Raw genomic sequence first — 25633 nt, forward strand, 5'->3', positions numbered from 1 at the left:
ACGGGCACCGGAGTGACCGGACCCGCGAAGAACCGTTCCTAGTCAGTGTGCAGGAGTGAGTCGTGTACCCAATCCTGGTCAACTGGCGCATCCCGAACGGTGGTGGATGCACTGGTCGCCCGCGTTCGCGCCGCGTCCGGCGACACGGATCGTGTCCGTGGTCCGGGGATGCGGGGGCGGGTTCCCTCACGCCCGCGGGTGCCGTGTCCGGCCTGGGCGGTCCGATGCTGCTGTCCATCGCTCTGGTGGGCAGGAGGCGGTGCCGTCCGTCGCCGGATGCGGTGCCCGAGGGCGCGTCGTCCGATCGCGATGCTCGCGGCATCGTGACGGGTGGTCTTGCGGTTCTTGCCGGTGGGGGGTTTTTGCCAGTGCTGGGCGCCCCATCTGCTGGTGTAGGCCGGGTCGACGGCGATGATGGTGATGCCGAGTGCGGCCGCCATGCTGACGAGCCGGGCCCGCAGCTTGGATACGGGCATGCCGGAGATCACCTGCCTGAAGCGCTTCCTGCGCCCGTGTTTCTCCCGGGTTTTCTCCGCGGTGAAGTCGAGGTCTTCGATCGCGATCGACAGGCCGTGGCGTTGGGCCCAGTGCAGGAGCCGGATCAGTGCATGCCGTACCTGGGCATCACGATGCATCGCGGTGCCGGACAGGTCGTAGACGAACCGGCGCGGTTGGCCGCAGGGATTGCCGTGCTCGTCCAGCCGCCAGGCGGCGAGGTGGTCGGCGTTGGTGTCCACGCCGATCAGTCCGCGGGCGCGGGCTACGTCGAGGGGAACGGTTTTGACTGGTGGGATGGTCCAGGAGGCGGTGAGGTACCAGCGGGCGCGGTCTGTGTCGTAGTGGATGCGGTAGGCCACGGACCGGTTCGTGGTGATGCGGTCGGCCCACTCGTCGCTGCGGTGGTGGAAGACCGCAGCGCCGGTGAGCGTGTACCGGCCATGCGGGGCGTTGGCCAGGTGGGCGAGTGGAGCAGGCTGCCTAATGCTGAAGTCAAGCGATAAGACGCAGTTGTGGCCGTCCTTCGTAGGGCCTTCGGTCGCGGAGGATTGCGTAGACGACGTTGACTCGGCGGCGTGCCAAGGCGATCAGCGCCTGATGATGCCGTTTACCCTCGCTTCGCTTGCGGTCGTGGTAGGCCCGGGAGACGGGATCGCGCTGGATCGCGCAGAACGCCGACTGGTAGAAGACGCGTTTGAGAGCTTTGTCGCCGCCGGTGGCACTGCGCGAGTAGCGGATCTTCCCCGACTGGGCGAGCACGGGGGCAAGCCCGGCCGCGGCGGCCAGGGCGTCCCCGCTGCCGAAGCGGCCGATGTGGCCGGTCAGGGCGATGAACTCCGCGGTGAGGATGACCCCCATCCCCGGCAGGCTGCGGATGAGGGCCCCGTCAGGATGTGAGTCGACCAGCTCCTCGATCTCGTTTTCCAGTGCCTTGATCCGGCCCTTTGTAGCCAGGAGATCGGCGGCGAGTTCGCGGATGAGCTGGGCGGTACGGCGTTCCCCGACGACGGCGGTGTGCTGGGCTCGCGCGGCGGTGACAGCTGCTTCGGCCAGTTTGTCGGCGGTGGGCCGGTGGGCGCCGTGCCTGCGCAGGTGGTCGGCGATCCGTGTGATGCCTGCGCGGCGGACTTCGGCGGGGGTGACGTAGCGCGAGAGCAGCACCAGGCTCGATTTCTGGGTCGGGTCCACGACGCGTTCCAGGCCAGGGTGGATGCTGGTGAGCAGGTCGCGCAGGCGGTTGATGCGCGCGGTGGTCTCCCTGGCCACCACGGTGCGGTGGCTGACCAGGAGCCGCAGCTCGACGGTGGCCTCCTCGGGCAGGTCGATGATCCTCAAGTCGTCGCGGAGCATGACCTGTTCGGCGATGACCTTCGCGTCGCGGGGATCGGACTTGTTCTCTCCTCCGCGGGTACCCCGTCGGGCGCGATTGACGGCGAGGCCGGGCAGGTGGACGCAGCGCAGACCGGCGGCCAGCAGCATGGCTGTCAGTAGTCCTGCGATGCCGCCCATCAGGTCCAGGCCGATGGTGAGACCGTCGTGGTCCGTCTGGATGGTGCGCAGTTCGGTGATGGCCTGTTCGATCGACTCGGGGTCGTTATCGACCCGGTGATTGAGCAGCGGCTGGCCACGGTCGTTGATGGCAGCCAGCCAGTGGAACTCCTTGGCGATGTCGAATCCTGCGGTGGCGGACATGACGCTCCCCTCGCCGTGCAACGTGCGGCGCGACCCCTTCCGTCTGTCCTCGCCCTACCAAGCGATGGTCCGCAGAGCCTAATCAGCAGTCCAGAAGAGGTGGCGGGACAGGGGGAACAGCCTGCTGAGCCATGGCCGGCAGCAGCTTGAAAACCATCCCTGCCCCGCTCGCGCGAGCCCATCGTCGCGAACGATCGGGCCGTGCGAAAGAAGGTAGGGCAGCTTGAGGGAGACTTCGCCCTCGGGCGTGACGCGGGTCGTCTCATTGCCGAACCGCTTGCCCGATTCCCCGTCAGCCTGCACAAACCAGCGCGATGCTTCCCAGCGTTGCCGCCACTGGGCCTGCGTGAGCTGGGCGGCCTTGAGGTGGTGCCGGTTGCGTGCGAGCCGCTTCCCGCCGCGCACGATGCGGACGCGGCCCACGGCGTGGTCGGCCTGCTCGGCACTCAGCCGGTCTTCAATGACCTGCAGGCGTCGGCTCTTGGCGAACCACTCCTTGGCGCTGAGGTAGCCGCCTGGCGCCCGCCCCTTTCCCTTCTCCCCGATCGGCAGGGACAGGCGGTGGCGATCGTCCGCACGCCCGCCTCAAGGCTTTGGATATGCGCGAGTTGGGCACGCCGCGCAAGCGCCCACTGATCGTGCGTGGCCTTGGTTATACTCCCGGCCCAACGCGACGAAGACTCCTTTGTCAGGGCCCGCTTGCGCTCCGCCCACGTATGAGTGGAGTGATCCAGACCGTCTGCGCACCGGCGTTTGAGGTCCCTTGCGGCCAGCGAGCCAAGATGCGCGCCCACCAGGCGCAACACCTCCTTGTCGGCGGCGCTCAAGTGGCCCAGACGGGTCCGGATCGCCACGCCCGATGGGCCGACGGCCACGAAGGGAGCCGCGATCGTGCGCAACGACTCACCACGCATCGATGTACTCCCTCCATCACGCTTGATCGGCAACAGGAAGAACAGTACGGGCAGGCACTGACATCAGTGCCCGCCATATGACGTGTGCGCGCTGCAACACCACGAACCAGAACATGCTCCTGCCCACTCGCACACCCTCCTGCACATCCGAAAACGACCAGTTCCCCACCCCTCACGGGGCCCGGCAGGCTGCCAGTGCGGCCTGCCGGGCCCCTTGGCGTTTCACCCGTTCACCGGCGTCATGCGCCCCCTTGACACCCCTCCTGGGCGGCGGGCACATTGAGTTGCGCAACCTGAACCACGTTGCGTACAAAGCAACTGAACCGGTTTCGAGTCCGGAGGTGCGGCGATGGCGGGACCCCGAGTGGTCATCATCGGAGCGGGCGTCGTGGGAGCGGCGCTCGCGGACGAGATCTCGGCGCGAGGCTGGACCGATGTGACCGTGGTCGACCAGGGGCCCCTCCCCGCCACCGGCGGCTCCAGCTCCCACGCACCCGGCCTGGTCTTCCAGACGAACCCCTCCAAGACCATGACGGAGCTGGCCCGCTACACCGTCGAGAAGTTGTGCTCCCTCGACGTCGACGGCAAGCCCTGCTTCCTGCAGGTCGGCGGCCTCGAAGTGGCCACTTCTCCCGAGCGGCTCGCCGAACTCCGGCGCCGCCACGGCTGGATCACCGCCTGGGGCGTCGAAGCCCGGCTGCTGAGCCCCGAGGAGTGCGTCGAGCAGCACCCGCTCGTGAACCGCGACCGGGTCCTCGGCGGCCTCTTGGTCCCGACGGACGGCCTGGCCAAGGCGGTCCTCGCCGTCGAGGCGCAGATCCGCCGGGCCACGGCGCGCGGCGTGCGCTTCCTCGCCCACCACGAAGTCCTCGACGTACGGCAGAACGACGGCCGGGTCACCGGCGTCCAGACCGACCAGGGCGAGATCCCCGCCGACATCGTGGTGTGCTGCGCCGGCATCTGGGGCCCGAGGATCGCCCGCATGGTCGGCATGGACCTCCCGCTCACCCCGCTCGCCCACCAACTGGCCTGGACCGGCCCGGTACCGGCGCTGGCGGGCCAGACCGAGGAGGCGGTGCGGCCGATACTCCGGCACCAGGACGCCGACCTCTACTACCGCGACCGCTTCGACGGTCTCGGGATCGGTTACTACGGCCACCGCCCCATGCCGGTCTCCGCCGACGACATCGTCTCCGTCGAGGAGGCCGACGTCATGCCGTCAGTACTGAAGTTCACCGAGGAGGACTTCGAGGACGCATGGACCGAGACGCAGTCCCTGCTGCCGGCGACGAGGGAGGCCAAGGTCGAGGAGGGCATCAACGGCCTGTTCTCCTTCACCCCCGACGGGTTCCCGCTCCTCGGTGAGTCCCCGGACGTCAAGGGCTTCTGGGTGGCCGAGGCGGTCTGGGTCACCCACTCGGCCGGAGTCGGCCGGGCCGTCGCCGAGTGGCTGGTGGACGGCCACTGCTCGTCCTTCGACCTGCACGAGTGCGACGTCAACCGCTTCGAGCCGCACCAGCTCTCGCCGGAGTACGTACTGGCCCGCGACTGCCGGAACTTCGTCGAGGTCTACGACATCATCCATCCCCTCCAGCCCACCGGGGACCCGCGCCCGATCCGTACGAGCCCCTTCTACGCCCGTCAGCAGGAACTGGGCGCCTTCTTCCTGGAGGCGAACGGCTGGGAGCGCCCCCAGTGGTACGAGGCCAACTCCCCGCTGACCGAGGGGCGTAGCATCCCGGTCCCGAACGACTGGGCCACGCGCTACTGGTCGCCCATCGTCGGCGCCGAGGCCCAGGCCACCCGCGAGACCGTCGCCCTGTACGACATGACGGCGCTCAAGCGTCTGGAGGTCGGCGGCCCCGGCGCGGCCGCGTTCCTGGAGCGGCTGTCCACCGGCAAGGTCGACAAGTCGGTCGGCTCCGTGACCTACACCCTGCTGCTGGACCACGACGGCGGCATCCGCAGCGACATCACCGTCGCCCGGCTGGCCCGCGACCTCTTCCAGGTCGGCGCCAACGGCAACACCGATCTCGACTGGTTCCGCCGCCACCTCCCGGCCGACGGATCCGTCGCCGTACGCGACATCACCCCGGGCACCTGTTGCATCGGCCTGTGGGGACCGCTCGCCCGGAAGGTGCTGCAGCCCCTGACGGACTCCGACTTCTCCAACGACGGCCTGAAGTACTTCCGCGCCAAGCGCGCCTACATCGGCAGCGTCCCCGTCACCGCGATGCGCCTGTCCTACGTCGGCGAGCTGGGCTGGGAGTTGTACACCACCGCCGACCAGGGCCTGAAGCTGTGGGACACGCTGTGGCGGGCGGCCCGGCCGCTGGGCGGCGTCATCGCGGGCCGCGGCGCCTTCAACAGCCTGCGCCTGGAGAAGGGTTACCGCTCCTTCGGCACCGACATGACCTACGAGCACGACCCCTACGAGGCCGGTCTGGGCTTCGCCGTGAAGGCCGACAAGGGCGACTTCGTCGGCAAGGCCGCGCTCGAGCGGCGCAAGGCCGACGTGCGGCGCAGGCTCACCTGTCTCACCATCGACGACCCCCAGGCCGTCGTCATGGGCAAGGAGCCGGTGTACGACGGCGACCACGCCGTCGGATACGTCACCAGCGCCGCCTACGGCTACACGATCGGCAAGGGCATCGCCTACGCCTGGCTTCCGGCGCGGCTCGCCACCACGGGCACCGCTGTGCAGATCGGCTACTTCGGCCGGCGCATCGAGGCGGTCGTGGCCGAAGAGCCGCTGTTCGACCCGGCCATGTCCCGCCTCCGTGGCTAGTACTCCGCTCCGGTTCCGAGGGAGCACCGATGGTAACCGTCGAGAGGAACGCGAACCCCGTATGAACCCGCTGAACACACCGCTGGCCGAACTCGATCCCGAAGTCCACTCCGCCCTCCGGGCAGAGCTGCACCGTCAGCAGTCCACTCTCGAAATGATCGCCTCCGAGAACTTCGCGCCCACCGCTGTGCTTGAGGCCCAGGGCTCCGTCCTGACCAACAAGTACGCCGAGGGCTACCCCGGCCGGCGCTACTACGGCGGCTGCGAACACGTCGACGTCACCGAACGGTTGGCCATCGAGCGGATCAAGTCCCTCTTCGGCGCCGACCACGCCAATGTGCAGCCGCACTCCGGCGCCCAGGCCAACACCGCCGTCTTCTTCGCGCTGTTGCGCCCCGGCGACACGATCCTCGGCCTCGATCTCGCGCACGGCGGGCACCTCACCCACGGCATGCGCATCAACTACAGCGGCAGAATGTTCAACGTCGTGCCGTACCACGTGACCGAGGCCGACAACCTCGTCGACATGGACGAGGTGGAGCGCCTCGCCAAGGAACACCGCCCCAAGATGATCATCGCGGGCTGGTCGGCGTACCCGCGGCAGCTGGACTTCGCGGCCTTCCGCCGCATCGCCGACGAGGTCGACGCCTACCTCATGGTCGACATGGCCCATTTCGCAGGTCTGGTCGCGGCCGGGCTGCACCCCAGCCCCGTTCCGCACGCGCACGTCGTCACGACCACGACGCACAAGACGCTCGGCGGACCCCGGGGCGGAGTCGTCCTCACCAACGACCCCGGCCTCGCCAAGAAGATCAACTCGGCGGTGTTCCCCGGTATGCAGGGCGGCCCGCTGGAACACGTCATCGCCGCGAAGGCGGTCTCCTTCAAGGTGGCGGCGTCAGCCGAGTTCGCCGAGCGGCAGGCCCGCACCCTCGCCAGCGCCCGTGTCCTCGCCGAGCGCCTCACCCGCCCGGACGCGGCGGACGCAGGGGTGAGGGTTCTCACCGGCGGCACGGACGTCCACCTGGTCCTGGTGGACCTGCGGGACTCCGCGCTCGACGGCAGGCAGGCCGAGGACCTCCTCCACCGGATCGGCATCACCGTCAACCGCAACGCCGTCCCCTTCGACCCGCGCCCGCCCATGGTCACCTCGGGTCTGCGCATCGGCACCCCCGCCCTGGCCACCCGGGGCTTCACCGTGGAGGACTTCGCCGAGGTCTCCGATGTGATCGCGCTCGCCCTCCAGGCCGAGCCGGACGTGGCCGCGCTGCGCGCGCGTACCCAGGCGCTGGCGGCCAGGCACCCGCTCTACCCGCACCTTTCGGAAGGCGGAGACGTCCGTTGAGCTCCAGCATCCCCGGCGCCGAACTGCCCGAGCACCCCGACTTCCTCTGGCGCACGCCCGAGCCCCGGCGGTCGTACGACGTGGTGATCGTGGGCGGCGGCGGACACGGCCTCGCCACCGCCCACTACCTGGCGAAGAACCACGGCGTCACCAGCGTCGCCGTACTCGAGAAGGGCTGGCTCGCGGGCGGCAACATGGCCCGCAACACCACCATCATCCGCTCCAACTATCTGTGGGACGAGAGCGCCGGCATCTACGAGCACGCCCTCAAGCTGTGGGAGGGACTGGAGGAGGAACTCGACTACCCGATCCTCTTCTCCCAGCGCGGCGTACTCAACCTCGCCCACAGTCTGCAGGACGTCCGCGACAGCGTGCGCCGCGTCGAGGCCAACCGGCTCAACGGGGTCGACGCGCAATGGCTCGACACCGAGCAGGTCCAAGAGCTCTGCCCGATCGTCAACACCTCCCCCGACGTGCGCTACCCGGTGCTCGGCGGCACCTATCAGCCGCGGGCCGGCATCGCCAAACACGACTACGTGGCGTGGGGCCTGGCCCGCTCCGCCGACGCCGCCGGGATCGACATCATCCAGAACTGCGAGGTCACCGGGCTCGACATCGCCGGCGGCCGGATCACCGGCGTACGGACGACGCTCGGCCCGATCGCGGCGGGCAAGGTGGCACTGTGCTCGGCTGGCCACACCTCGGTGCTGGCCGCCATGGCGGGCATCGAACTCCCGCTGCAGAGCCACCCGTTGCAGGCCCTCGTCTCCGAACTCCTCGAACCCGTGCACCCGACGGTCGTGATGTCCAACGCCGTCCATGTGTACGTCAGTCAGGCCCACAAGGGCGAACTGGTGATGGGTGCGGGCATCGACGCGTACAACGCGTACACCCAGCGCGGTGCGTTCCACATCATCGAGCAGCAGATGTCCGCCGCCCTGGAACTGTTCCCCGTGTTCGCCCGTGCCCATGTGCTGCGCACCTGGGGCGGCATCGTCGATGTCAGCCCCGACGCCTCGCCCATCGTCGGCCTCACCCCCGTCGACGGCCTCTACCTCAACTGCGGTTGGGGGACGGGCGGTTTCAAGGCGACACCGGGCGTCGGCTGGGTCATGGCCCACACCATCGCGCACGACAGCCCACACCCCCTCAACGCCCCCTTCTCGCTCGACCGTTTCACCACCGGCGCGCTCGTCGACGAGCACGGCGCCGCCGCTGTGGCCCACTAGGGAGCCGAACCATGCTGCTGATCCCCTGCCCGTGGTGCGGGCCCCGTGACGAGGTCGAGTTCCACTACGGCGGTCAGGCGCACGTGCCCTGTCCCGAGGATCCGGCCTCCCTCACCGACGAGGAGTGGGCGCGCTATCTCTTCTTCCGCGACAATCCCAAGGGCCCCTTCGCCGAGAGATGGAGCCACGCCGCGGGTTGTCGCAGGTGGTTCAACGCGGTGCGGGACACGTCGACAAACGAGATCCTCGCCGTCTACCGGGTGGGAGAACCGCGCCCGTCCACTGCTGAGCCGAGGCCGGCCGCACCAGCCCGTCATGGGGTTCTCCCCGGCCCGAACGATGCCGGAAGTCCATGGGAGCTTGAGGACAAGTCCGCCCGTGCCGAGGGAAGTTCGACGGCGGAGCCCACGAACAGGGCCGACGCGGTAAGCCCCTTGGCCGCGGGACGCACTGGTGCGGGGGACGCCGACCAGCCCTTCCGTCTCCTCAGCGGTGGCCGGATCGAACGCGACCGCCGCCTGACCTTCGTCTTCGACGGCACCGAGTACGCGGGCTTCCGCGGCGACACCCTGGCCTCGGCCCTCCTCGCCAACGGTGTCATCCAGGCCGCCACCAGCATCAGGTTCGGCCGCCCGCGGGGCGTCTTCTCGGCGGGTGTCGAGGAACCCAACGCGGTGGTCCAGATCGAGGCCCCTTTCCCCGAACCGATGCTTCCGGCGACGACGGTCGAGCTGTACGACGGACTGGTGGCGGGCAGCCTGCCCGGCCGGGGACGCCTCGCCGCCGAGCCGGACCCGGCCCGCTACGACGCCGTGCACGCCCACTGCGATCTGCTCGTCGTCGGGGCCGGCCCGGCCGGGCTCGCCGCCGCGGCCGCCGCCGCGCAGAGCGGGGCACGCGTCATCCTCGCGGACGACCAGCCGGAACCCGGCGGCAGCCTCCTCGGAACGGGCGAACATCTCGACTGGGTGGCCCGGACCAGCGAACTGCTCGAGTCCGCGCCCGAGGTGCGCGTCCTGCGCCGTACCACCGTCTTCGGCCACTACGACGACAACCACCTCCTCGGCGTGGAACGCCGCACCGCCCATCTGGGCGCTGAGGCCCCCGAGCACGTCTCCCGGGAGCGCGTCTGGCGCATCCGTGCCCGCCGTGTGGTGCTGGCCACCGGCGCGCACGAACGCTCGGTGGCCTTCGCGGACAACGACCGCCCCGGAGTGATGCTCGCCGCCTCGGCCCGGGCCTATGTCAATCGGTACGGGGTCCTGCCGGGCCGCCGTGCCGTCGTGCTCACCACGAACGACAGCGCGTACGCCGCCGCGCTCGACCTCGCCGCGGCGGGCGTCGAGGTAGCCGCGGTCGTCGACACCAGGCCGGAGGCCGGTCAGTGGGCGCGCCGTGCCCGCGCGGCCGGGATCGAGGTGCTGACCGGCCACGCCGTGACCGGCACAGAAGGCGGCCCGCGCCTCACCGGTGTGCGGGTGGCGCCGTACGGCGAGTCGGTGGGGCCAAGGGAGTTCGCCGCGGACCTCCTTCTGGTCTCCGGCGGCTGGAATCCGGCCGCGCACCTGTTCAGCCAGGCGGGCGGCACACTCCGCTACGACGAGTCGCTCGGCACCTTCGTCCCCGGCGGCTCACGTCAGGCGGTGGACGTCGCGGGCAGCGCGAACGGGGCCTTCGGGCTCGGCACTGTGCTCGCGCAGGGAGCGGCCGCCGGTGCCCGCGCGCTCGCGGCCGAGGGCTACTCCCCCGCGGCGCCCGCCCTGCCCGTGGTGACCGCACCGCCGCAGTCGCCCCCGATGCAGGTCTTCGCCCTTCCCGGCCCCGCCGGCGCACTCCGCTTCGTGGACCTGCAACGCGACGTCACCGTGGACGACCTGGCCCGCGCGACGGGGGCCGGTCTGCGCTCGGTCGAGCACACCAAGCGCTACACGACGGCCGGCACGGCCAACGACCAGGGCAAGACCTCCGGGGTCCTGGCGAGCGGGATCGTCGCGGAACTGCTCGGGGTGGACGTCTCGGCGCTCGGTACGACCACGTTCCGGCCGCCGTACACACCCGTCTCCTTCGCCGCACTGGCCGGCCGCGACCGGGGCGCGCTGCACGACCCGGTCCGGGTGACCGCCCTGCACGCATGGCACACCGCACACGGTGCCGTCTTCGAGAACGTCGGCCAGTGGAAGCGGCCCTGGTACTACCCGCGCGACGGCGAGGACATGGCGGTCGCCGTGCTGCGCGAGTGCCGCGCCGCCCGTGAGGGGGTGGCCTTCATGGACGCCTCCACCCTCGGCAAGATCGATGTCCAGGGCCCGGACGCCGCCGTGTTCCTGGACCGGCTCTACACCAACATGATCAGCACCCTCAGGGTCGGCATGATCCGTTACGGTGTGATGTGCCACCTGGACGGCATGGTCTTCGACGACGGCACCGTCATCCGCCTGGCCCAGGACCGCTTCCTGGTCACCACCACCACGGGCAACGCGGCGGCCGTCCTCGACTGGATGGAGGAGTGGCTCCAGACGGAATGGCCCGAGCTACGGGTCCGCTGCACCTCCGTCACCGAGCAGTGGGCCACCGTGGCCCTGGTGGGCCCGCGCTCCCGTGACGTGCTCGGCTCGCTGGCGCCCGGCCTGGCGGTGGACAACGACAGCTTTCCGTTCATGGCTTGGCGGGAGACCGCCGTCGCGGGCATCGACGCCCGGGTGTGCCGGATCAGTTTCTCGGGCGAACTCGCCTACGAGATCAACGTGTCGCCGTGGCACGCCCTCGCGCTGTGGGAGGCGGTGCACGAGGCCGGCGCTCCGTTCGGCATCACGCCGTACGGCACCGAGACCATGCACGTCCTGCGGGCCGAGAAAGGCTATCCGATCATCGGCCAGGACACCGACGGCACGGTCACCCCGCACGACCTGGGCATGAGCTGGGCGGTGTCGAAGAAGAAGCCCGACTTCATCGGCAAACGCTCCCACTCCCGCGCCGACACGGCCCGCCCCGACCGCAAGCACCTGGTCGGCCTGCTCCCCGAAGACCCGGCCGTCTTCCTCCCCGAAGGCACCCATCTGGTCGCCGACAGCGTGCTGCCCGAGCCGCCGGTGCCGATGCTGGGCCACGTCACCTCCAGCTGCCGCAGCGCGGCGCTGGGCCGGACCTTCGCCCTCGCCCTGGTCAAGGGCGGCCGGGACCGCATCGGCGAACGTCTCTACGCACCCGTCGGCGACCGGCTGCTCCCGGTGACCGTCGCACGTCCCGTCCTCTACGACCCCGAGGGAGCCCGTCGCGATGGCTGAGACCGTCCTGACCGCACAGCCCCGCAGCCCCCTGGCACACGCGGCCGGCCGGCTGGCGGCCGCGACGCGCTCCTCGGGGGGCGCGGTCCGGCTCGCCGAGGTGCCCTTCCTGGCGCAGGTCGATGTCCGCCTCGACGCCAAGGGAGCGGCGGCGGACGCCGTCGGAGTGGCCCTCGGATCGCAACTGCCCCTGGAGCCCGGCACCGCCGTCCGCACCGAGGGGCAGACCGCGCTGTGGCTCGGTCCCGACGAGTGGCTGGTGGTGGGCCGGCCGGGCACCCAGCGGGACCTGGAGGGCCGCATCCGTTCCGCGGCCGGAGAGGAACCCGTCTGTGTCACGGACGTGTCCGCCCAGCGCACCACCGTCCTCGTCGCGGGCCCCCGCGCCCGCGATCTGCTGTCCCACGGCTGCTCCCTGGACCTGCACCCGCGTGCGTTCGGCCCCGGCCGCTGCGCCCAGACGACGCTGGCCCGTACCCAGGTGATCCTGGTGGCCCGGGACGGGGTGAGGGCCGGTTTCTGGGTGCTGGTCCGTTCCTCCTTCGCCGGCTATCTGGCCGACTGGCTGCTGGACGCGGCGGCGGAGTACATCTGACACACGGTCTGCCGCTGGGCCGATCGCGCCGTGGACGGGGTGAGCGCAGGGACAGGCAGGTTTCGCCCGTCGGCGCCCCGGGAACCGGGGGACCCATGACGGGTTCCTCAGGCCCGCCGCGGGACGAACGACCCCCGCACCGTGGACTGCGTTCGCGCTGGCACGGCTCGGCCGCCGGTCGGCTCTGGCGGCACGGCAGCGAAATGGAACTGATGCACCGGTCCATGGGGTTCGCCGCGCTGGCGCTGGTCACGCTGGCGCCGCTGCTGATCGTCGTGGCAGCGGCGTCGCCCTTCCAGCACCGCGGCTTCGCCTTCTGGGTGATCGACGGTATGAGCCTTTCGGGGCGCCCCGCGGACGCCGTGGAGCGCCTGTTCTCCGCTCCCCGCAATGTGCTCAGTGCCACCAGCGCCTTCAGCGTCCTCGCCCTCGCGCTCTTCGGGCTCACCTTCGCCTCCAGCGTGCAGACGGGCTACGAGAGGGTCTGGGACCTGCCCGCGGGCCGGTGGCACACGGTGTGGCGCCGCGCCGTGTGGCTCGCGGCTCTGACGGCGTATCTGTATGCCGAGGCGCAGAGCGGCGCGGTGCTCCCGAGCGGGTTGTTCCAGTCCACCATGCGCATCACGCTCACCGTCCTCTTCGGCGTGCTCTTCTTCTGGTGGGGCCAGCACTTCCTGCTGGGCAGCCGTGTGTCGTGGCAGGCCCTGCTGCCCGGAGCGGTGTCGACCATGCTCGGCCTGGTCGGCCTGCGGTGGTTCTCCTACCAGGTGTTCTCCCCGCTCATCGTCAACAACGCGGTCACCTACGGCGCCCTGGGCACCACCCTCGTCGTCCAGTCCTGGCTCATCGGGGTCGGCTTCGTCGTGTTCGGAGGTGCCCTGCTGGGCCGCCACTTCCACGACGCCTACGTCGGGTGGCGGGCGGGGTGAGCCAGGCGGCGCACCGCGGTTCGCCGGGGGTGCGCGGCCGCCTGAACGTGGCGGTACGGAGGACCGATATACGTACAATCGGGTAGGAGGGCCGGGTCGCCCGGCCCTCCTCCCACACCACCGGACATGCGGGTCACGCATCCGGCGGTTCATCGAGCTGATCTCAGTCGTTGCCAGGTCGGCTTGAGTGTGAGCAGACCGAGGTCGTCCCAGTAGGCGTTGGGCAGTGCCCGCTGGAGGACGGGAGAGCCCGCGATCCGCCAGTAAGCCTTGCTGCTGTTCCCCCACTGGTGGGAGAACGACTCGCTGATTCCGAGCCTGCGCAGGTTCGCCCGGCGGGTCCGGGGGATCTTCCACTCCTTCCAGCGGATCTGCCGCATCCTGCGGCGGAGCCACTCGTCCAGATCCCGGAACGGCCTGGAGGCGTCCGAGAGCTGGAAGTAGCCCATCCATCCGGTCATGAAGCGGTTGAGCATCGCGATACGTTCGTCCATCGCGATGCTCCACCGCCGCGAGGTCAGCTCCCGGATCTTCGTCTTCCAGCGCGCCAGCGCCCTCGGATCGATCCGGATCTTCACCCCGCTCCGGGTGAAGTAGAAGCCGAACCCCAGCAACGTCGCGACGGAGGCTGGGACTACCTTCGACTTCTCCCAGTTGACCTTCAGTTTCAGCCGCTGCTCGACCACGGCCGTGACCGAGTCGAGCACCCTGTGAGCGGCCCGTTCGCTCCGCACGAAGACACGCACGTCATCGGCGTAACGCACGAACCGGTGACCGCGCCTGAACAGTTCCCGGTCCAGGTCGTCGAGCATGATGTTCGACAAGACGGGCGAGAGCGGGGATCCTTGCGGGGTTCCCTCCGCGCTCGGCATCTTCACGCCGTCCACCATGATCCCGGCTTCCAGATACCTGCGGATCAGTCTCAAGACCCTGCGGTCACCGACCTTGCGCGCCACCCGCGCCATCAGGACGTCATGCTGGACGCGGTCGAAGAACCGGTCCAGATCAAGGTCCACGACCCACCGGTGGCCGTCCTCAATCGCCCGCCGCGCGACCCTGACCGCCTGGTGGGCGGACCGGCCGGGACGGAACCCGAAGGACGACCCCGAAAACTCCGGGTCGAAAATGGGCACGAGCACTTGCGCGATGGCCTGCTGGATCAAGCGGTCCAGCACCCGCAGCACCCCCAGCATCCGCTCGCCACCGCCAGGCTTCGGGATGACCACCTGACGGACCGGCGCGGGCCGGTAGATGCCCGCATCAAGAGCGGACCGGACCTCTGACCAGTGCACCAGCAGCCACGGACGCAACTCCGCCGTGGTCATGCCGTCCACCCCCGGAGCACCCCGGTTCGCCTCGACACGTCCAAGCGCCGCGAGCAGGTTCTCCTTCGAGAGCATCAACTCCCACAAGAACAGCTCCTGTTCGCGGTGAACGTCTTCCATGGAGTGCGCCGACCGGCCACTGCGCGCCGCCGTGGGCTCTGCCGGATGCACCGGCTCCTCCCCCTGCGGCCCTGCGGAAGCAGGTTTACTGCGGTCCACGTGACCGGCACGAGCAACCACCACATCACCCGTTCCACTCGATGTTCGGCCCTTCCCAGCCCGCCGCCCCGCGACTCATCCCGGCTGGTACTACGACCTCTGCTGACTTCTGCCCGGTCAGACAGCACCTTCCGGCGCTGCCCGTCGGCGCGGCGACGTCTTCAGCACAACCGACACCCGGACAGATCTCCCCAGGTAAGAACGATCACTGTCCCTGGATCCCCGCCGCGTTTACGCACTGGCCTTCTTGGCAGTGACGGGCTTCACCTTCTCGTGCAGGCTCACCCGACCAGCACGCCTCATACGCGGTTCGTGTTCCTCGGTACCCAGGTCTCGCCTCGGGCTTCCTCCAGACCCCATCTCACGATGACGCCCTTGCCTCCGGCTCGGGGTTAGCACCACCTCTTCCCCCAAGGGACTTCCACCCCCAAGCAATCGCCCATGCTGGGCACACACGAGTGAGCCCCGCCCCTGAAAAAGGGCGGGGCTCACATGAGAGCGCCGGGCAGGCCTTGCACCTGCATCTCCCCGCAGGAAGCGGGACGTCTTTCCTTGGACCACCAACGCACAGCCGAACGCCGGAAGTTGCGGCGCTCTGCGGTGTACTCATCATAGCGTACGCCGGACGGCACCTGAGGGGGCCCCGCGGTGGCGCAGGGACAGGGACACCGCCACACTGAGCGCCGCGACGATCCCGGCGCACAGCACCGCCCACGACCTCGCGACCGTGCAGGCGAGGATCGCGGCCGCGGTCACCGGCAGGACGCACTGCTGCGCGAGTGACCGTTTGTAGTGGCGCGCGTGCAGGAGCCAGGTGAAGAAGACGAATCCGGCAGCGGGGACGGTGACCGCGGCGGCGCTCGATATGCCGATATGCGCGTCTCCGACCGCCTGCCCGATCGCCACCTCGAGTCCCGCACCGATCCCGGCCGCCATGGAGAAGACGAGATAGTGCCCGTACCCCCACAGGAAAGCGCTTCGGCCGGCCTGCAGATGCTCGTGGATGGGGACGGCGAAGTAGATCCAGTAGGCGGCGAACACGAGCAGCAGGCCCCCTGCCGCGATCGGCACCAGTTCCGTCGACCCGCCTCTGTCCAGAGCGCTCTGCACGGCGACGGTCGCGGCGGCGACCGTCTCGCCGAGGACGATCAGGGTGAACAGTCCGTAGCGTTCGGCGATGTGGTGGGGATGCCAGGGGGTGGGGTAGGGGCGCTCGGCCAGCACGGGCACGGCGAGTTCCGCGGCCGCGAGCAGGACGAACACCAATGGCTTCGTCGCGCTGTACGGGAGGAAGCCGAACGCCACCCAGCCGATCTGTACGAGGACGACACCGACGGCGTACCGCAGGGCCGTGGCCTGCGCCGCGTCCTGCTCGCTGCGCGCCGCCCTGAGCCATTGGGTGGTCAGGCCCAGCCGCATCACCACGTAACCGACCATGACGATGGAGTAGTCCGTGTGGTCGAAGGCGCGAGGCACCCCCGCCGCCAGGATGAGGACACCCGCGATCTGCACCAGCGTGGTGAGCCGGTACGGGACGTCGTCCGTGTCGTACGCGGAGGCGAACCAGGTGAAGTTCATCCAGGCCCACCAGATGGCGAAGAAGATCATGGCGTAGCCCGCGACGCCCTGACCGGTGTGCCCGGCCTCCACGGCATGCGCCAGCCTGCTGCCGGCCTGCGCGACGGCCACCACGAAACACAAGTCGAACAGCAGCTCGAGCGGTGTGGCGACGCGGTGCGCTTCCCCTGGATCGCGCCTGACCATGGTCCGCAGCAATGGCCCCGCCGGGACCGTGCCGCCCGCCGGGCCTTCGGCGCGTCCGCTCACGGTCTCCACTCCTTCCCGGCACCCGCCGCTGGTCGAGTGATGTGCCTTGAGTCGATCACATCATCCATGACGAGCAGGCCGTTCGTCAGGCCGGGGACAGCGGCTCCGGGACCGGTTCGGCGGCACACTGCCGGTATCGGCCGCCGGGACAGCAGCCAGGGTGGGTGCGGGCGGTGGCCCGGACACAGGATCCGGACCACCGCCCAAGGGGATCAGACGGCGTCCAGCTCGGCGAACTCCTCGGCCGTGAGCTCCAGTCCCGCGGCCGCCACCGAGTCGCGGATGGTCTCCGGGCGGCTGGATCCGGGGATGGGGACGACCACCGGCGACTTGGCCAGCATCCAGGCCAGGCACACCTGCTGGGGGCTCACCCCGTGGGCCTCGGCGACGCGGGCGAACGGCGCGTAGGCCGATCCCAGTTCACTCGCCCGGGAGATGCCGCCCAGCGGGCTCCACGGCAGGAAGGCGATACCGAGTTCGTCGCACAGCCGGAGCTCCGCTTCGCTGGAGCGGAACGCGGGCGAGAACTGGTTCTGGACGGAGACCAGACGGCCGCCGAGGATCTCACCGGCCTGGCGGATCTGGTCCGGGTCGGCGTTGGAGATGCCCGCCATGCGGATCTTGCCCTCGTCGAGGAGGTCCCGCACGGCACCGACGGACTCCGCGTAGGGGACCTTGGGGTCGGGACGGTGGAACTGGTAGAGCCCGATGGCCTCCACGCCCAGCCGGCGCAGCGAGGCTTCGCAGGCCTCCTTGATGTGCCGGGGCGACCCGTCCAGGGTCCAGCTGCCGTCGCCGGGACGCAGATGGCCTCCCTTGGTGGCGACGAGGACGTCCGCGCCACGGTCGTGGGAGGCGAGGGCCTTGGCGATCAGGGTCTCGTTGTGACCGACCTCGTCGGCGTCGACGTGATACGCGTCCGCGGTGTCGATGAACGTGACGCCCGCGTCGAGCGCCGCGTGGATGGTGGCGAGGGAACGCGCCTCGTCCGGCCTCCCCTCGATCGACATGGGCATACCGCCCAGACCGATCGCACTGACCTCGACGTCACCGATGCGGCGGGTGTGCATGAGCTCGTGCCTCTCTCAACTCTCGCTCGGAACCGTGCTCGGCCGGCCTCCGTCGGGGGAGACCCCGCGGGTGCCGGCACGTACACCAGCCTGACCGCCCTGCGCTCAGAGGTCCAATAGAGGAATACGAACGCATTCAGCAGTACCTCAGCTGAATACTCCCCGGTCGAGCGGGCTCGGCGGCCCCGCAGCCCAGGCCGACGGACGTCCTGAGCGGTGACCGGATCCACAACGCGCCGACGCACGTCCCACGCAACGGCGGGCAGATGAACGGAGGTCACACCGGCGATGTCATGGCGGCAAGGTAAGAAAGGCGGCCCTCGGTTACGCACCGTGAGGCAACCATTCACTCGTTCGATTCGTATAACTCCGTGGAAGTACAGCGAGCCGGCAGGCGGAAGCAACGCCGGAGCGTGACCATCCGCTTGCCCGGGGAAGCACCGACCAAGGAGAGACGATGCGGCCGTTCGCACTCAACTACGCCCGCCACGCCGAGGATGCGGAGGTCAGCGCTCCGTACAGGTATGACTCCAGACTGCAGTTGAACGTGCTCCCCGACGGACGTATCGCCGCCCACGAATACGCAATGTTGCGAGAGTGGGGGGCGACGACTTCCACCGCGGGCTCGAAAACGCACTTCGACGACTGATCACGGGCCGTCGACGATGACCGTGCTGATCCTTACCTGTGAACAGGATGTGACGGCGGACATGGTGGTGGCCGAGTTGAACGGAGCCGGTGTTCTGGTGGTCCGGCTCGACCCCGCGGACCTCCCCGGTGGTGTGGCGCTGTCCGGTGAGTACGCACACGGCTCCTTCCACGGACATCTGTCCGTCGGCGATCGTGTGGTGAGCACGAGCGGACTGCGCTCCATATGGGTGCGCAGGCCCGGAGTTCCGGCCGCACACGCCCCCGAGCCGTCCACCTGGCTGACCGAGGAGTCCGCACAGGCTCTGTACGGGATGCTGCACGCCACCGGTGCGCGCTGGATGAACCGCCCCGACGCGGCCCGCCGGGCCCGCCAGAAGCCCTGGCAGCTCCATCTCGCCCAGCGCACGGGACTCCCGGTACCGACCACGCTGATCACGACCTTTCCGCAGGCCGCCCGGGACTTCGCCGAACGCTTCCCCGATCTGGTGGTCAAGCCCGTCTCCGGCACGCACCCGGAGGACCCGCCGCGGGCCGTCCCCACCAGCCGTATCGCTCCGGACGCCGACTTCACCGCCGTCGCCTTCGGCCCGACCCTGCTGCAACGCCGGGTCGCCAAGTACGCCGACATCCGCCTCACCGCCGTCGGCGACCGCCTCCTGGCCGCCCGTAAGACGGCCGATCCGGACGCCGACGACATCGATGTCCGCTTCGCCCCGTCCGACGACCCCTGGCAACCAGTGGACGTCCCGCCGCGCATCGCCACAGCCGTACACGACTATCTGCGCCAGGCCGATCTGGCCTACGGCGCCTTCGACTTCGTGGAGGACGCCGACGGCATCTGGTGGTTCCTCGAGTGCAACCAGTCGGGCCAGTTCGGCTTCGTCGAGTTGGACACGGGCCAGCCGATCGCCCGCACGCTGGCCGAATGGCTGGCGCGTCATGAGCCGGAACCGGAGGCGAGCTTCAACAGTTCTGTCCCTGCGGCCCCTTGAGCGGGCGCGGGGCGCGTGCGCGCAATCCGATACCACAAAGTCCTTGTGCCGATCACCGCTGCGGACGCGGTACCACATCGCGGAAGTGCGCCCTCCGTACGGTCACTGGCCTTTACGGCCGACGCCCGCGTACACCCAGTCGCTCGGCGAGGTGATCGTCTTTCCCCGCGAGATGCCGTAAGCCCGGTCACTCGCCACCAGGCGCACGCAACTCGTCGACGCGGTCGACCCGCACACCTGAGAGGCTGCTCGCCGAACTCACGCCCGGGAAGCGCTGATTCACGCGGTCGGGCAGACCGGGCACCGACGCCGCTACGATGCGGCAGTGGTTGCCCGCCTGCCCAAACTGATCGCGACCGACCTGGACGGCACCCTGCTGCGCCGTGACGGCACCGTCTCCGCACGCACCCTGCGCGCCCTGCGCACCGTCGTCGAGGCGGGTGCCGACATCGTCGTGGTGACGGCCCGCCCGCCCCGGTACGTGGACGCCCTGGCCGCGGCGACGGGGCTGGGCGGCACGGCGATCTGCAGCAACGGCGCCCTCGTCTACGACCTGGCCTCCCGTACCGTGATCCACTCCCGTCCGCTCGCGGTCTCCGCCGCCCGCACGGTCGCCACCGTGCTGGGCCGGGCCGTCCCGGGCATCGGCTTCGCCGTGGAGGCGGGTCTAAGGGTCCACTACGAACCGGCCTACACGATGCGGCACTCGGGCAACCGCGAGGCCGAGTTCGCTGTGCCTTCCGTTGCCCATCTGTGGGCGGTGCAGTCCCCCATCGTGAAGCTCCTCGCCCACTCCGCCGAACACGAGGCCGACTTCCTCCTGACCGTCGCCGAGCGCCATGCCGCCGGCCACGCCCACTTCACCCACTCCGGCGGCCGGGGGCTGCTCGAGATCAGCGCCCCTGGCGTCACGAAGGCGGACACACTCTCCGCCCTGTGCGCGACCCGCGGCATCGGCGCCGACGACGTGGTCGCCTTCGGTGACATGCCGAACGACCTGGCCATCCTGAAGTGGGCGGGTTCCGGCTACGCCATGGCGAACGCCCATCCGTCGGTCCGCGCAGCGGTGCCACGGCACACCGTCTCGAACGAGGAGGACGGGGTGGCACTGGTGCTGGAGGGCCTCTTCAACGCTCCAGGAGCGTGAGGTGCCGGCCGACCGGTGTGCCGATCACCGTGCCGAGCAGCACCGCGATCGGCCTGCGAAGGCTCATCAATTTGCTTAATGTTCTTCAGTGTTCGTGCGGTGATCGTGTGGAACTTCTCTCAAAGGCCGCCAGACGTTGGGTGTTCACCCGACGACGTTTCGTCTTTGGGCTGACTCGGGGAAGATTCCGGTGGCTTGGGTCGGGCGTGAGCGCCGGTTCTCCTCGATCGATGTGGAGGCGATGAAGGTCTCCACTGGTGGTGAGCGTGTCCGGCTGGAGGGCCTGTACGTGCGCGTGTCCGGCTCCCACGGGCTGGAATCCTCGCTTCAGGCGCAGGAGATGGAGCTGCGGGCCACCTCTACCGGCGAGATCGTCAAGGTCTTCCGTGACCGGGCCTCTGGCCTGCGGGAGGACCGGCCCGGTCTGGGCCGGCTCCTGCGGGCCGTTGCTGACGGCTCGGTGACCGTCGTACGGGTCACGCACGAGGACCGGCTCGCTCGGTTCGGTGTCGGCTGGCTCAAGCACCTGCTGTCCGTGTACGGCGCGCGTCTTGAGGTGCTGCACCCGAAGAAGCTCGGCGGCCGGGACGAACTGCTTGAGGACTTCGCGTCGCTGGTCACCACGTTCGCCGGCCGCCTGTACGGGATGCGGTCGGCTGAGAACCGGCGTCGCCTGCTGGCCGAGTCCGGGCAATGCCAGGCCGGTAGTCGCCAGCGAGCCGGAAACCGCAGCTCGCCCGCGGTGAGACCTCCCGCACCGCGTGCGCCCGCACCCTGCTCCGCAGGGCAGTGGACGAGAAGACCGGCGAACGCCTGTCGCTGTCCGCTGTGACGTTACGCGTCGGCTGGTGCGCGGACCTCGTGTCCAACCTGGCCGCCGCCCTGCTGGCCGAACACTGCAATACCGGCGATGTTGAAGTGCTGGCCGCCGGCGTCGACGCGGGCGGCCGGAAACTACCGTCGAACGCGTGGATGGCGCTGCGCCGTCTGGGCTGGAGTACCGCCCCGCCCGAGGGCGTGAAGGTCAACGACCGGATCGTGCGCATGGCCCAAGAGCAGGCCGGGCGGGCGCTGCGCTCGGCGAAGTGGCGCGCCGACCTGACTGCCGGAGTCCTGGCGACGTGGCCCATCGATCCGAGCAAGCGCACTCCCAGCGAGTGGGACGCCGTACGCGCAGCGGTCCCTGGTGGAAAGTATCTGCCGTCCAGCATCATCAAGGCCCGTACCCGGCAGGCCGCCACGTATCTCAAGGCCAACGGCCGTCTGCCCGTGGACGTTTTCGAACTCGAAGGCACCCCGAAGGCGGCGCGCCTGCTGCTCCTCGCCGCATGCGATGGACAGCAGGCCACGATCGAACGCTCCGAAACCGACACCGGGCAGGCGCTGCTACGGCTTCAGCTGCCCACCCGCCCCGACCCGCAGGCATACCGGGACTGGACGTGGGTGGCCTGCCCCATCACGCTGCCGCCGACAGTCCCCGCATCGGCGGTGCTCCACCTTCCCACCCTCCGCTGCGCGGGTGACACCGTGCGCGCTGACCTGGCCTACACCCACGCCGTCCCCAAGGCCCACCGCACTGGTCATGCGGTGGCGCTCGGCGTGGACTGGGGCCTGAACACGCTCCTCAGCACGGGCGCCGTGCAATTGAGCGGCGAGCGGCGGACCACTGCGCTCGGTGCCGGCGCCCAATTCCGGGCCGCCGGTGTGCTCGCCAAGCAGCACCGCCTGTGCCGCCTCTCGGAGCGACTGCACACCAAGGCCGACCAGTACATGCGGCTCATCGCAGGCCACGACCACCAGCTTGCCCCCAAGCTGGACGTGCTGCGCAGCGAGATCCAGCATGTCTCGCAGCGCCGGTCGAACCTCAACGACGCCCTCGCCTGGGCTGCCGCCAGATGGACCGTCGACCAGGCCATCGCGGCCGGGGCCACGGTGATCTATGTCGAGGATCTGCGGTCGATGGAAGCCGGGGGCATGGGCCGCACCCTGAACACCCGCCTGTCCCAGCAGGTCCGCGGACAGATCGCCGACCGCACGCGGCACCTCGCCACCGAACAGGGCATCGCCGTCGTCACGGTTCCGGCCCGCAACACCTCCAAACTGTGCCCGCACTGCCTGACCCCGCTGCGGCACCGCAAAGCCCCCGACCGGCCCACCCTCGCAGGATGGAAATGGGCCATCTGCCCCCACCAGGACTGCCGTTGGCAGGGCGACCGCGACCACGGTGCCTGGCGCCGTATCGCAGCCCGCGGCCTGGCCCACCAGGCCACGACCGCTTGCGACCGCACCAGCGGCCACATGGTGATCCGGACGGTCCTCGACAACCTGGAAGCGAACGCCGTCCTCACACCGACTGACAAGACCAGCCGGAAGGACCGGACCAAGACCGGCCCTACCCGGCGTCGTTCCACACGCCCCGCGCCCAGGCGACGCAGGGCACCCTCCCCAGCACGGCCTCGCGGTCGTGTTGGCCAGCGTCCGGAGGGACACGCTCACACGGACCGGACCCGGCTGCCCCGCGCAGCCCACCGACACCAGGGCGTGAACACGACCAGCACACCCACCACCGGCCACCGGCCACAAAGGGCAGCACTCGGCGCGGGATTCCACCTCCACGCCCACGCCTCCCCACCACGGTGGGAAACGATCCCGGAAACTCAATCCAACCCAGGATCGCATAGCTAATCAGAGACGCTCAGTAGCCGGCAGTCAGCGCGCCGTCGACGGCGAGAGCCGCGCCGTTGATGAACGGGCTCTCGTCGCTGATCAGGAAGGTGGCGAACGCGGCGATCTCCGTCTCGTCGGCGGCTCGGCCCGTCGGCTGCTTGTCGAGGAGGACGCCCGCGGCTTCCGGGTTGCTCTCGACGACGCCGCGCCACAGCGGAGTGTTCACCAGGCCCGTCACCAGGGCATTGACCCGCACGCCTTCTCTGGCCGCGTCGAGCGCCGTGGAACGGGTGAGGCCCACGACTCCGTGCTTGGCAGCCGAGTAGGCCACGGCCGCCGGGTCACCCACCACACCGACCACGGATGCGTTGTTGACGATGGAGCCGCCGCCGCTGGCCACGATCGCCGGAATCTCGTACTTGAGGCTGTAGAAGACGCTGGTCAGGTTGAGGGCGACGACACGGTCCCAGAAGGACGCGTCGATGTCCCGGATCGCTCCCTGGCTGTTGCCGCCGCCCGCGTTGTTGAAAGCGCCGTGCAGGCCGCCGAACTCTCTGACGGCGACGTCGACCAGGTGGGCGACCTCCTCTTCGACCGTCACATCGGTCGGGACGAACAGGGCCTTGCCGCCCTCGCGGGCGATCTCCGCCGCGGTCGCCTCGCCGCGCTCCTTGTCGCGGGCTCCGATGAGCACGGTCGCGCCCTCGGACGCGGCTCGCTGGGCGAAGGCCGCGCCCATTCCGGAGGTGCCTCCGGTGACGATGACGACCTTGGGCTGAAGACGGTGGGACATGGTTCTCCTTTCGTTGCCGGCATGCGAGAGCTGCCGTGCGCACAGGTGTGAGCGGACTTCGCCTCAGTGGACGGGGGCCGGCACTTCCAGGGCCTCTGTCTCGGCCGCGGACGCGCTGTGGTCCGGGCGGGGGGCGTTGACCGCGATGAACGAGAACAGCGCGGACAGGACCAGGAAGCCGACGGCCCACCAGTAGGCCGTGGTGAATCCGTGGACCAGTGCGGCGTCGGTCGCCGCCCTGCCGTGTGCGTGGGAGGCGAGGTAGGCGGTGGTGGAGCTGGCGGCGACGGTGTTGAGCAGGGCGGTGCCGACCGAGCCGCCGACCTGCTGGGAGGTGCCGACCATGGCGGAGGCGATGCCTGCGTCCTGAGGGGCGACTCCGTGGGTGCCGAGGCTCATGGCGGGCATGAAGGCGGTGCCGATACCGACGCCGGTGATGATCTCGGCGACGGCGAGCAGGCCGTAGGAGCTGTCCTTGTCCAGCAGGGTGAGCAGGAGCACACCGAGCCCGCTGACGAGGTAGCCGGCGGTCATCAGCAGGCCGGGGCGCATCCGGGCGGACAGCCGGGTGCCGACGACCATGGAGCCGAAGCCCTGCGCGACCCCCAGCGGCACGAACGCGAAGCCTGTCGCGACCGGGGAGTAGCCCCTGACGAGCTGCAGGTAGTAGCTGAGGAAGAGGAACATGCCGAACATGCTCATGACGCCGAAGCCGACGGAGAGGTAGGCGCCTGCCCGGTTTCGTTCGGTCAGCACGTGCAGCGGGAGCAGCGGCGACTTGATCCTGCTCTGCGCGATCAGGAAGGCCAGCAGGAGCACCACGCTCACGATGAGCATGGTGAGGGTCAGGCCGGAGCCCCAGCCGCGGCTCTCGGCCTCGGAGAAGCCGAAGACCAGGGCGACCAGTCCGAGGGTGGCGAGGATCGCGCCGGGTACGTCGATGCGGCTGTGCTTTTCCTCGTTGGGGATGTCGTGCACCAAGGTGAGGGCGCCGATGATGCCGATGACGGCGATCGGGATGTTGACGAACATGGACCAGCGCCAGTTCAGGTACTGGGTGAGGACGCCGCCGAGGAGCAGGCCGAGGACGCCGCCCGCGGTGGCGATGGCGCCGTAGATGCCGAAGGCCTTGGCCCGCTCCCTGGCGTCGGTGAAGGTCAGCGAGATCAGGGCGAGCGCGGCGGGGGCGAGCAGCGCGCCGAAGACGCCCTGGCCGGCCCGGGCGACCAGCAGGGTGCCGAGGTTGCCCGCGGCTCCGCCCAGTGCTGAGGCCAGGGCGAAGCCGACCAGGCCGATGGTGAAGGTCCGCTTGCGGCCCAGCAGGTCGCCCAGTCGGCCGCCCAGGATGAGCAGACCGCCGAAGGCCAGTCCGTAGGCGGTGATGACCCACTGGCGGCCGTTGTCGGAGAAGTGCAGCGCATCCTGGGCTGACGGCAGCGCGATGTTCATGACCGCGCTGTCCAGGAACACCATCAACTGGGCGATGGAGATGAAGAGCAGCGCCGCCCAGCGGCGGGGGTTGGGGTGACTTGTTGCAGACATGGGAAAGGCGGATCTCTCGTGCAGGAGGAGGCAGTACGGGCGGGTGATGCGGAGCTTCGGGACGCGGCATCGTTCGAAGGCGCCGCCCTTCGACGGGTGGGTGAGCCCGCGACGCATGGCTGAGCG

At 69.8% G+C, this 25633-nt stretch carries 17 protein-coding genes and 2 pseudogenes; 11 read left to right on the forward strand and 8 right to left on the reverse strand.

Going from position 1 to position 25633, the window contains the following annotated elements; genetic code table 11:
• Window positions 1–38 precede the first annotated feature (38 nt).
• From ACQEXA_RS06485 to ACQEXA_RS06495, 3 genes and pseudogenes are all read right to left on the reverse strand, one after another.
• Window positions 39–992: pseudogene (locus ACQEXA_RS06485) on the reverse strand (IS200/IS605 family accessory protein TnpB-related protein); the annotation flags it as partial.
• Window positions 991–2190 carry an IS110 family transposase gene (locus tag ACQEXA_RS06490; protein ID WP_433128979.1) on the reverse strand — a complete coding sequence of 400 codons (1200 nt, stop codon included), beginning with the start codon at window positions 2188–2190 and terminating at the stop codon, window positions 991–993. The gene ACQEXA_RS06490 and the pseudogene ACQEXA_RS06485, both read right to left, overlap by 2 nt.
• A 206-nt stretch (window positions 2191–2396) precedes the next feature.
• A pseudogene (locus tag ACQEXA_RS06495) lies at window positions 2397–3104 on the reverse strand (IS200/IS605 family accessory protein TnpB-related protein); the annotation flags it as partial.
• Window positions 3105–3453: 349 nt separating this feature from the next.
• Between ACQEXA_RS06495 and ACQEXA_RS06500 the strand changes: the two are divergent.
• From ACQEXA_RS06500 to ACQEXA_RS06525, 6 genes are all read left to right on the forward strand, one after another.
• Complete coding sequence (locus ACQEXA_RS06500; protein ID WP_432936278.1) at window positions 3454–5892, forward strand: GcvT family protein; 2439 nt, start codon at window positions 3454–3456, stop codon at window positions 5890–5892.
• Window positions 5893–5953: 61 nt separating this feature from the next.
• The gene (gene glyA / locus ACQEXA_RS06505; RefSeq protein WP_433128981.1) at window positions 5954–7237 is read left to right on the forward strand and encodes a serine hydroxymethyltransferase; all 1284 of its coding nucleotides are present in this window, start codon (window positions 5954–5956) and stop codon (window positions 7235–7237) included.
• Window positions 7234–8466 (forward strand): sarcosine oxidase subunit beta family protein, encoded by a 1233-nt coding sequence (locus ACQEXA_RS06510; protein WP_432936273.1) that lies wholly within the window; start codon window positions 7234–7236, stop codon window positions 8464–8466. Before glyA ends, ACQEXA_RS06510 begins: the two co-directional genes overlap by 4 nt.
• An 11-nt stretch (window positions 8467–8477) precedes the next feature.
• Window positions 8478–11750: a sarcosine oxidase subunit alpha family protein gene (locus ACQEXA_RS06515; RefSeq protein ID WP_433128983.1), complete on the forward strand. Its 3273-nt coding sequence runs from the start codon at window positions 8478–8480 to the stop codon at window positions 11748–11750.
• On the forward strand, window positions 11743–12345 hold the full coding sequence (locus ACQEXA_RS06520) for a sarcosine oxidase subunit gamma (RefSeq protein WP_433128985.1): 603 nt from the start codon (window positions 11743–11745) through the stop codon (window positions 12343–12345). Before ACQEXA_RS06515 ends, ACQEXA_RS06520 begins: the two co-directional genes overlap by 8 nt.
• A gap of 203 nt (window positions 12346–12548) precedes the next feature.
• Window positions 12549–13274, forward strand: a complete 726-nt coding sequence (locus ACQEXA_RS06525) for a ribonuclease BN (RefSeq protein WP_433128987.1) — start codon at window positions 12549–12551, stop codon at window positions 13272–13274.
• A gap of 149 nt (window positions 13275–13423) precedes the next feature.
• Here ACQEXA_RS06525 and ltrA read toward each other — a convergent pair whose 3' ends face one another.
• From ltrA to ACQEXA_RS06540, 3 genes are all read right to left on the reverse strand, one after another.
• Window positions 13424–14770 (reverse strand): group II intron reverse transcriptase/maturase, encoded by a 1347-nt coding sequence (ltrA, locus tag ACQEXA_RS06530; RefSeq protein ID WP_433128989.1) that lies wholly within the window; start codon window positions 14768–14770, stop codon window positions 13424–13426.
• 657 nt (window positions 14771–15427) lie between these two features.
• Window positions 15428–16582 (reverse strand): low temperature requirement protein A, encoded by a 1155-nt coding sequence (locus ACQEXA_RS06535; protein ID WP_432939859.1) that lies wholly within the window; start codon window positions 16580–16582, stop codon window positions 15428–15430.
• Window positions 16583–16857: 275 nt separating this feature from the next.
• Window positions 16858–17715, reverse strand: a complete 858-nt coding sequence (locus ACQEXA_RS06540) for an aldo/keto reductase (RefSeq protein WP_432936264.1) — start codon at window positions 17713–17715, stop codon at window positions 16858–16860.
• Window positions 17716–18172: 457 nt separating this feature from the next.
• Here ACQEXA_RS06540 and tgmA point away from each other — a divergent pair, with 457 nt between their 5' ends.
• From tgmA to ACQEXA_RS06565, 5 genes are all read left to right on the forward strand, one after another.
• Window positions 18173–18364 carry a putative ATP-grasp-modified RiPP gene (gene tgmA / locus ACQEXA_RS06545; protein ID WP_432936262.1) on the forward strand — a complete coding sequence of 64 codons (192 nt, stop codon included), beginning with the start codon at window positions 18173–18175 and terminating at the stop codon, window positions 18362–18364.
• Window positions 18365–18380: 16 nt separating this feature from the next.
• The gene (gene tgmB / locus ACQEXA_RS06550) at window positions 18381–19358 is read left to right on the forward strand and encodes an ATP-grasp ribosomal peptide maturase (protein WP_433128991.1); all 978 of its coding nucleotides are present in this window, start codon (window positions 18381–18383) and stop codon (window positions 19356–19358) included.
• Window positions 19359–19683: 325 nt separating this feature from the next.
• On the forward strand, window positions 19684–20505 hold the full coding sequence (locus ACQEXA_RS06555) for a Cof-type HAD-IIB family hydrolase (protein ID WP_432936257.1): 822 nt from the start codon (window positions 19684–19686) through the stop codon (window positions 20503–20505).
• A 136-nt stretch (window positions 20506–20641) separates the two neighbouring features.
• On the forward strand, window positions 20642–21337 hold the full coding sequence (locus tag ACQEXA_RS06560) for an IS607 family transposase (protein ID WP_433128993.1): 696 nt from the start codon (window positions 20642–20644) through the stop codon (window positions 21335–21337).
• On the forward strand, window positions 21295–23190 hold the full coding sequence (locus ACQEXA_RS06565; protein WP_433128995.1) for a zinc ribbon domain-containing protein: 1896 nt from the start codon (window positions 21295–21297) through the stop codon (window positions 23188–23190). The genes ACQEXA_RS06560 and ACQEXA_RS06565 overlap by 43 nt, the downstream gene beginning before the upstream one ends.
• 10 nt (window positions 23191–23200) lie before the next feature.
• Here ACQEXA_RS06565 and ACQEXA_RS06570 read toward each other — a convergent pair whose 3' ends face one another.
• Both ACQEXA_RS06570 and ACQEXA_RS06575 read right to left on the reverse strand, forming a co-directional pair.
• Window positions 23201–23965, reverse strand: a complete 765-nt coding sequence (locus tag ACQEXA_RS06570; protein WP_432936250.1) for an SDR family NAD(P)-dependent oxidoreductase — start codon at window positions 23963–23965, stop codon at window positions 23201–23203.
• A 63-nt stretch (window positions 23966–24028) separates the two neighbouring features.
• Window positions 24029–25507 carry an MFS transporter gene (locus tag ACQEXA_RS06575; protein ID WP_433128997.1) on the reverse strand — a complete coding sequence of 493 codons (1479 nt, stop codon included), beginning with the start codon at window positions 25505–25507 and terminating at the stop codon, window positions 24029–24031.
• Window positions 25508–25633 lie beyond the last annotated feature (126 nt).

Origin of the sequence: Streptomyces sp. CA-106110 (assembly GCF_050936285.1) — a bacterium.
Classification (GTDB): Bacteria; Actinomycetota; Actinomycetes; order Streptomycetales; family Streptomycetaceae; genus Streptomyces.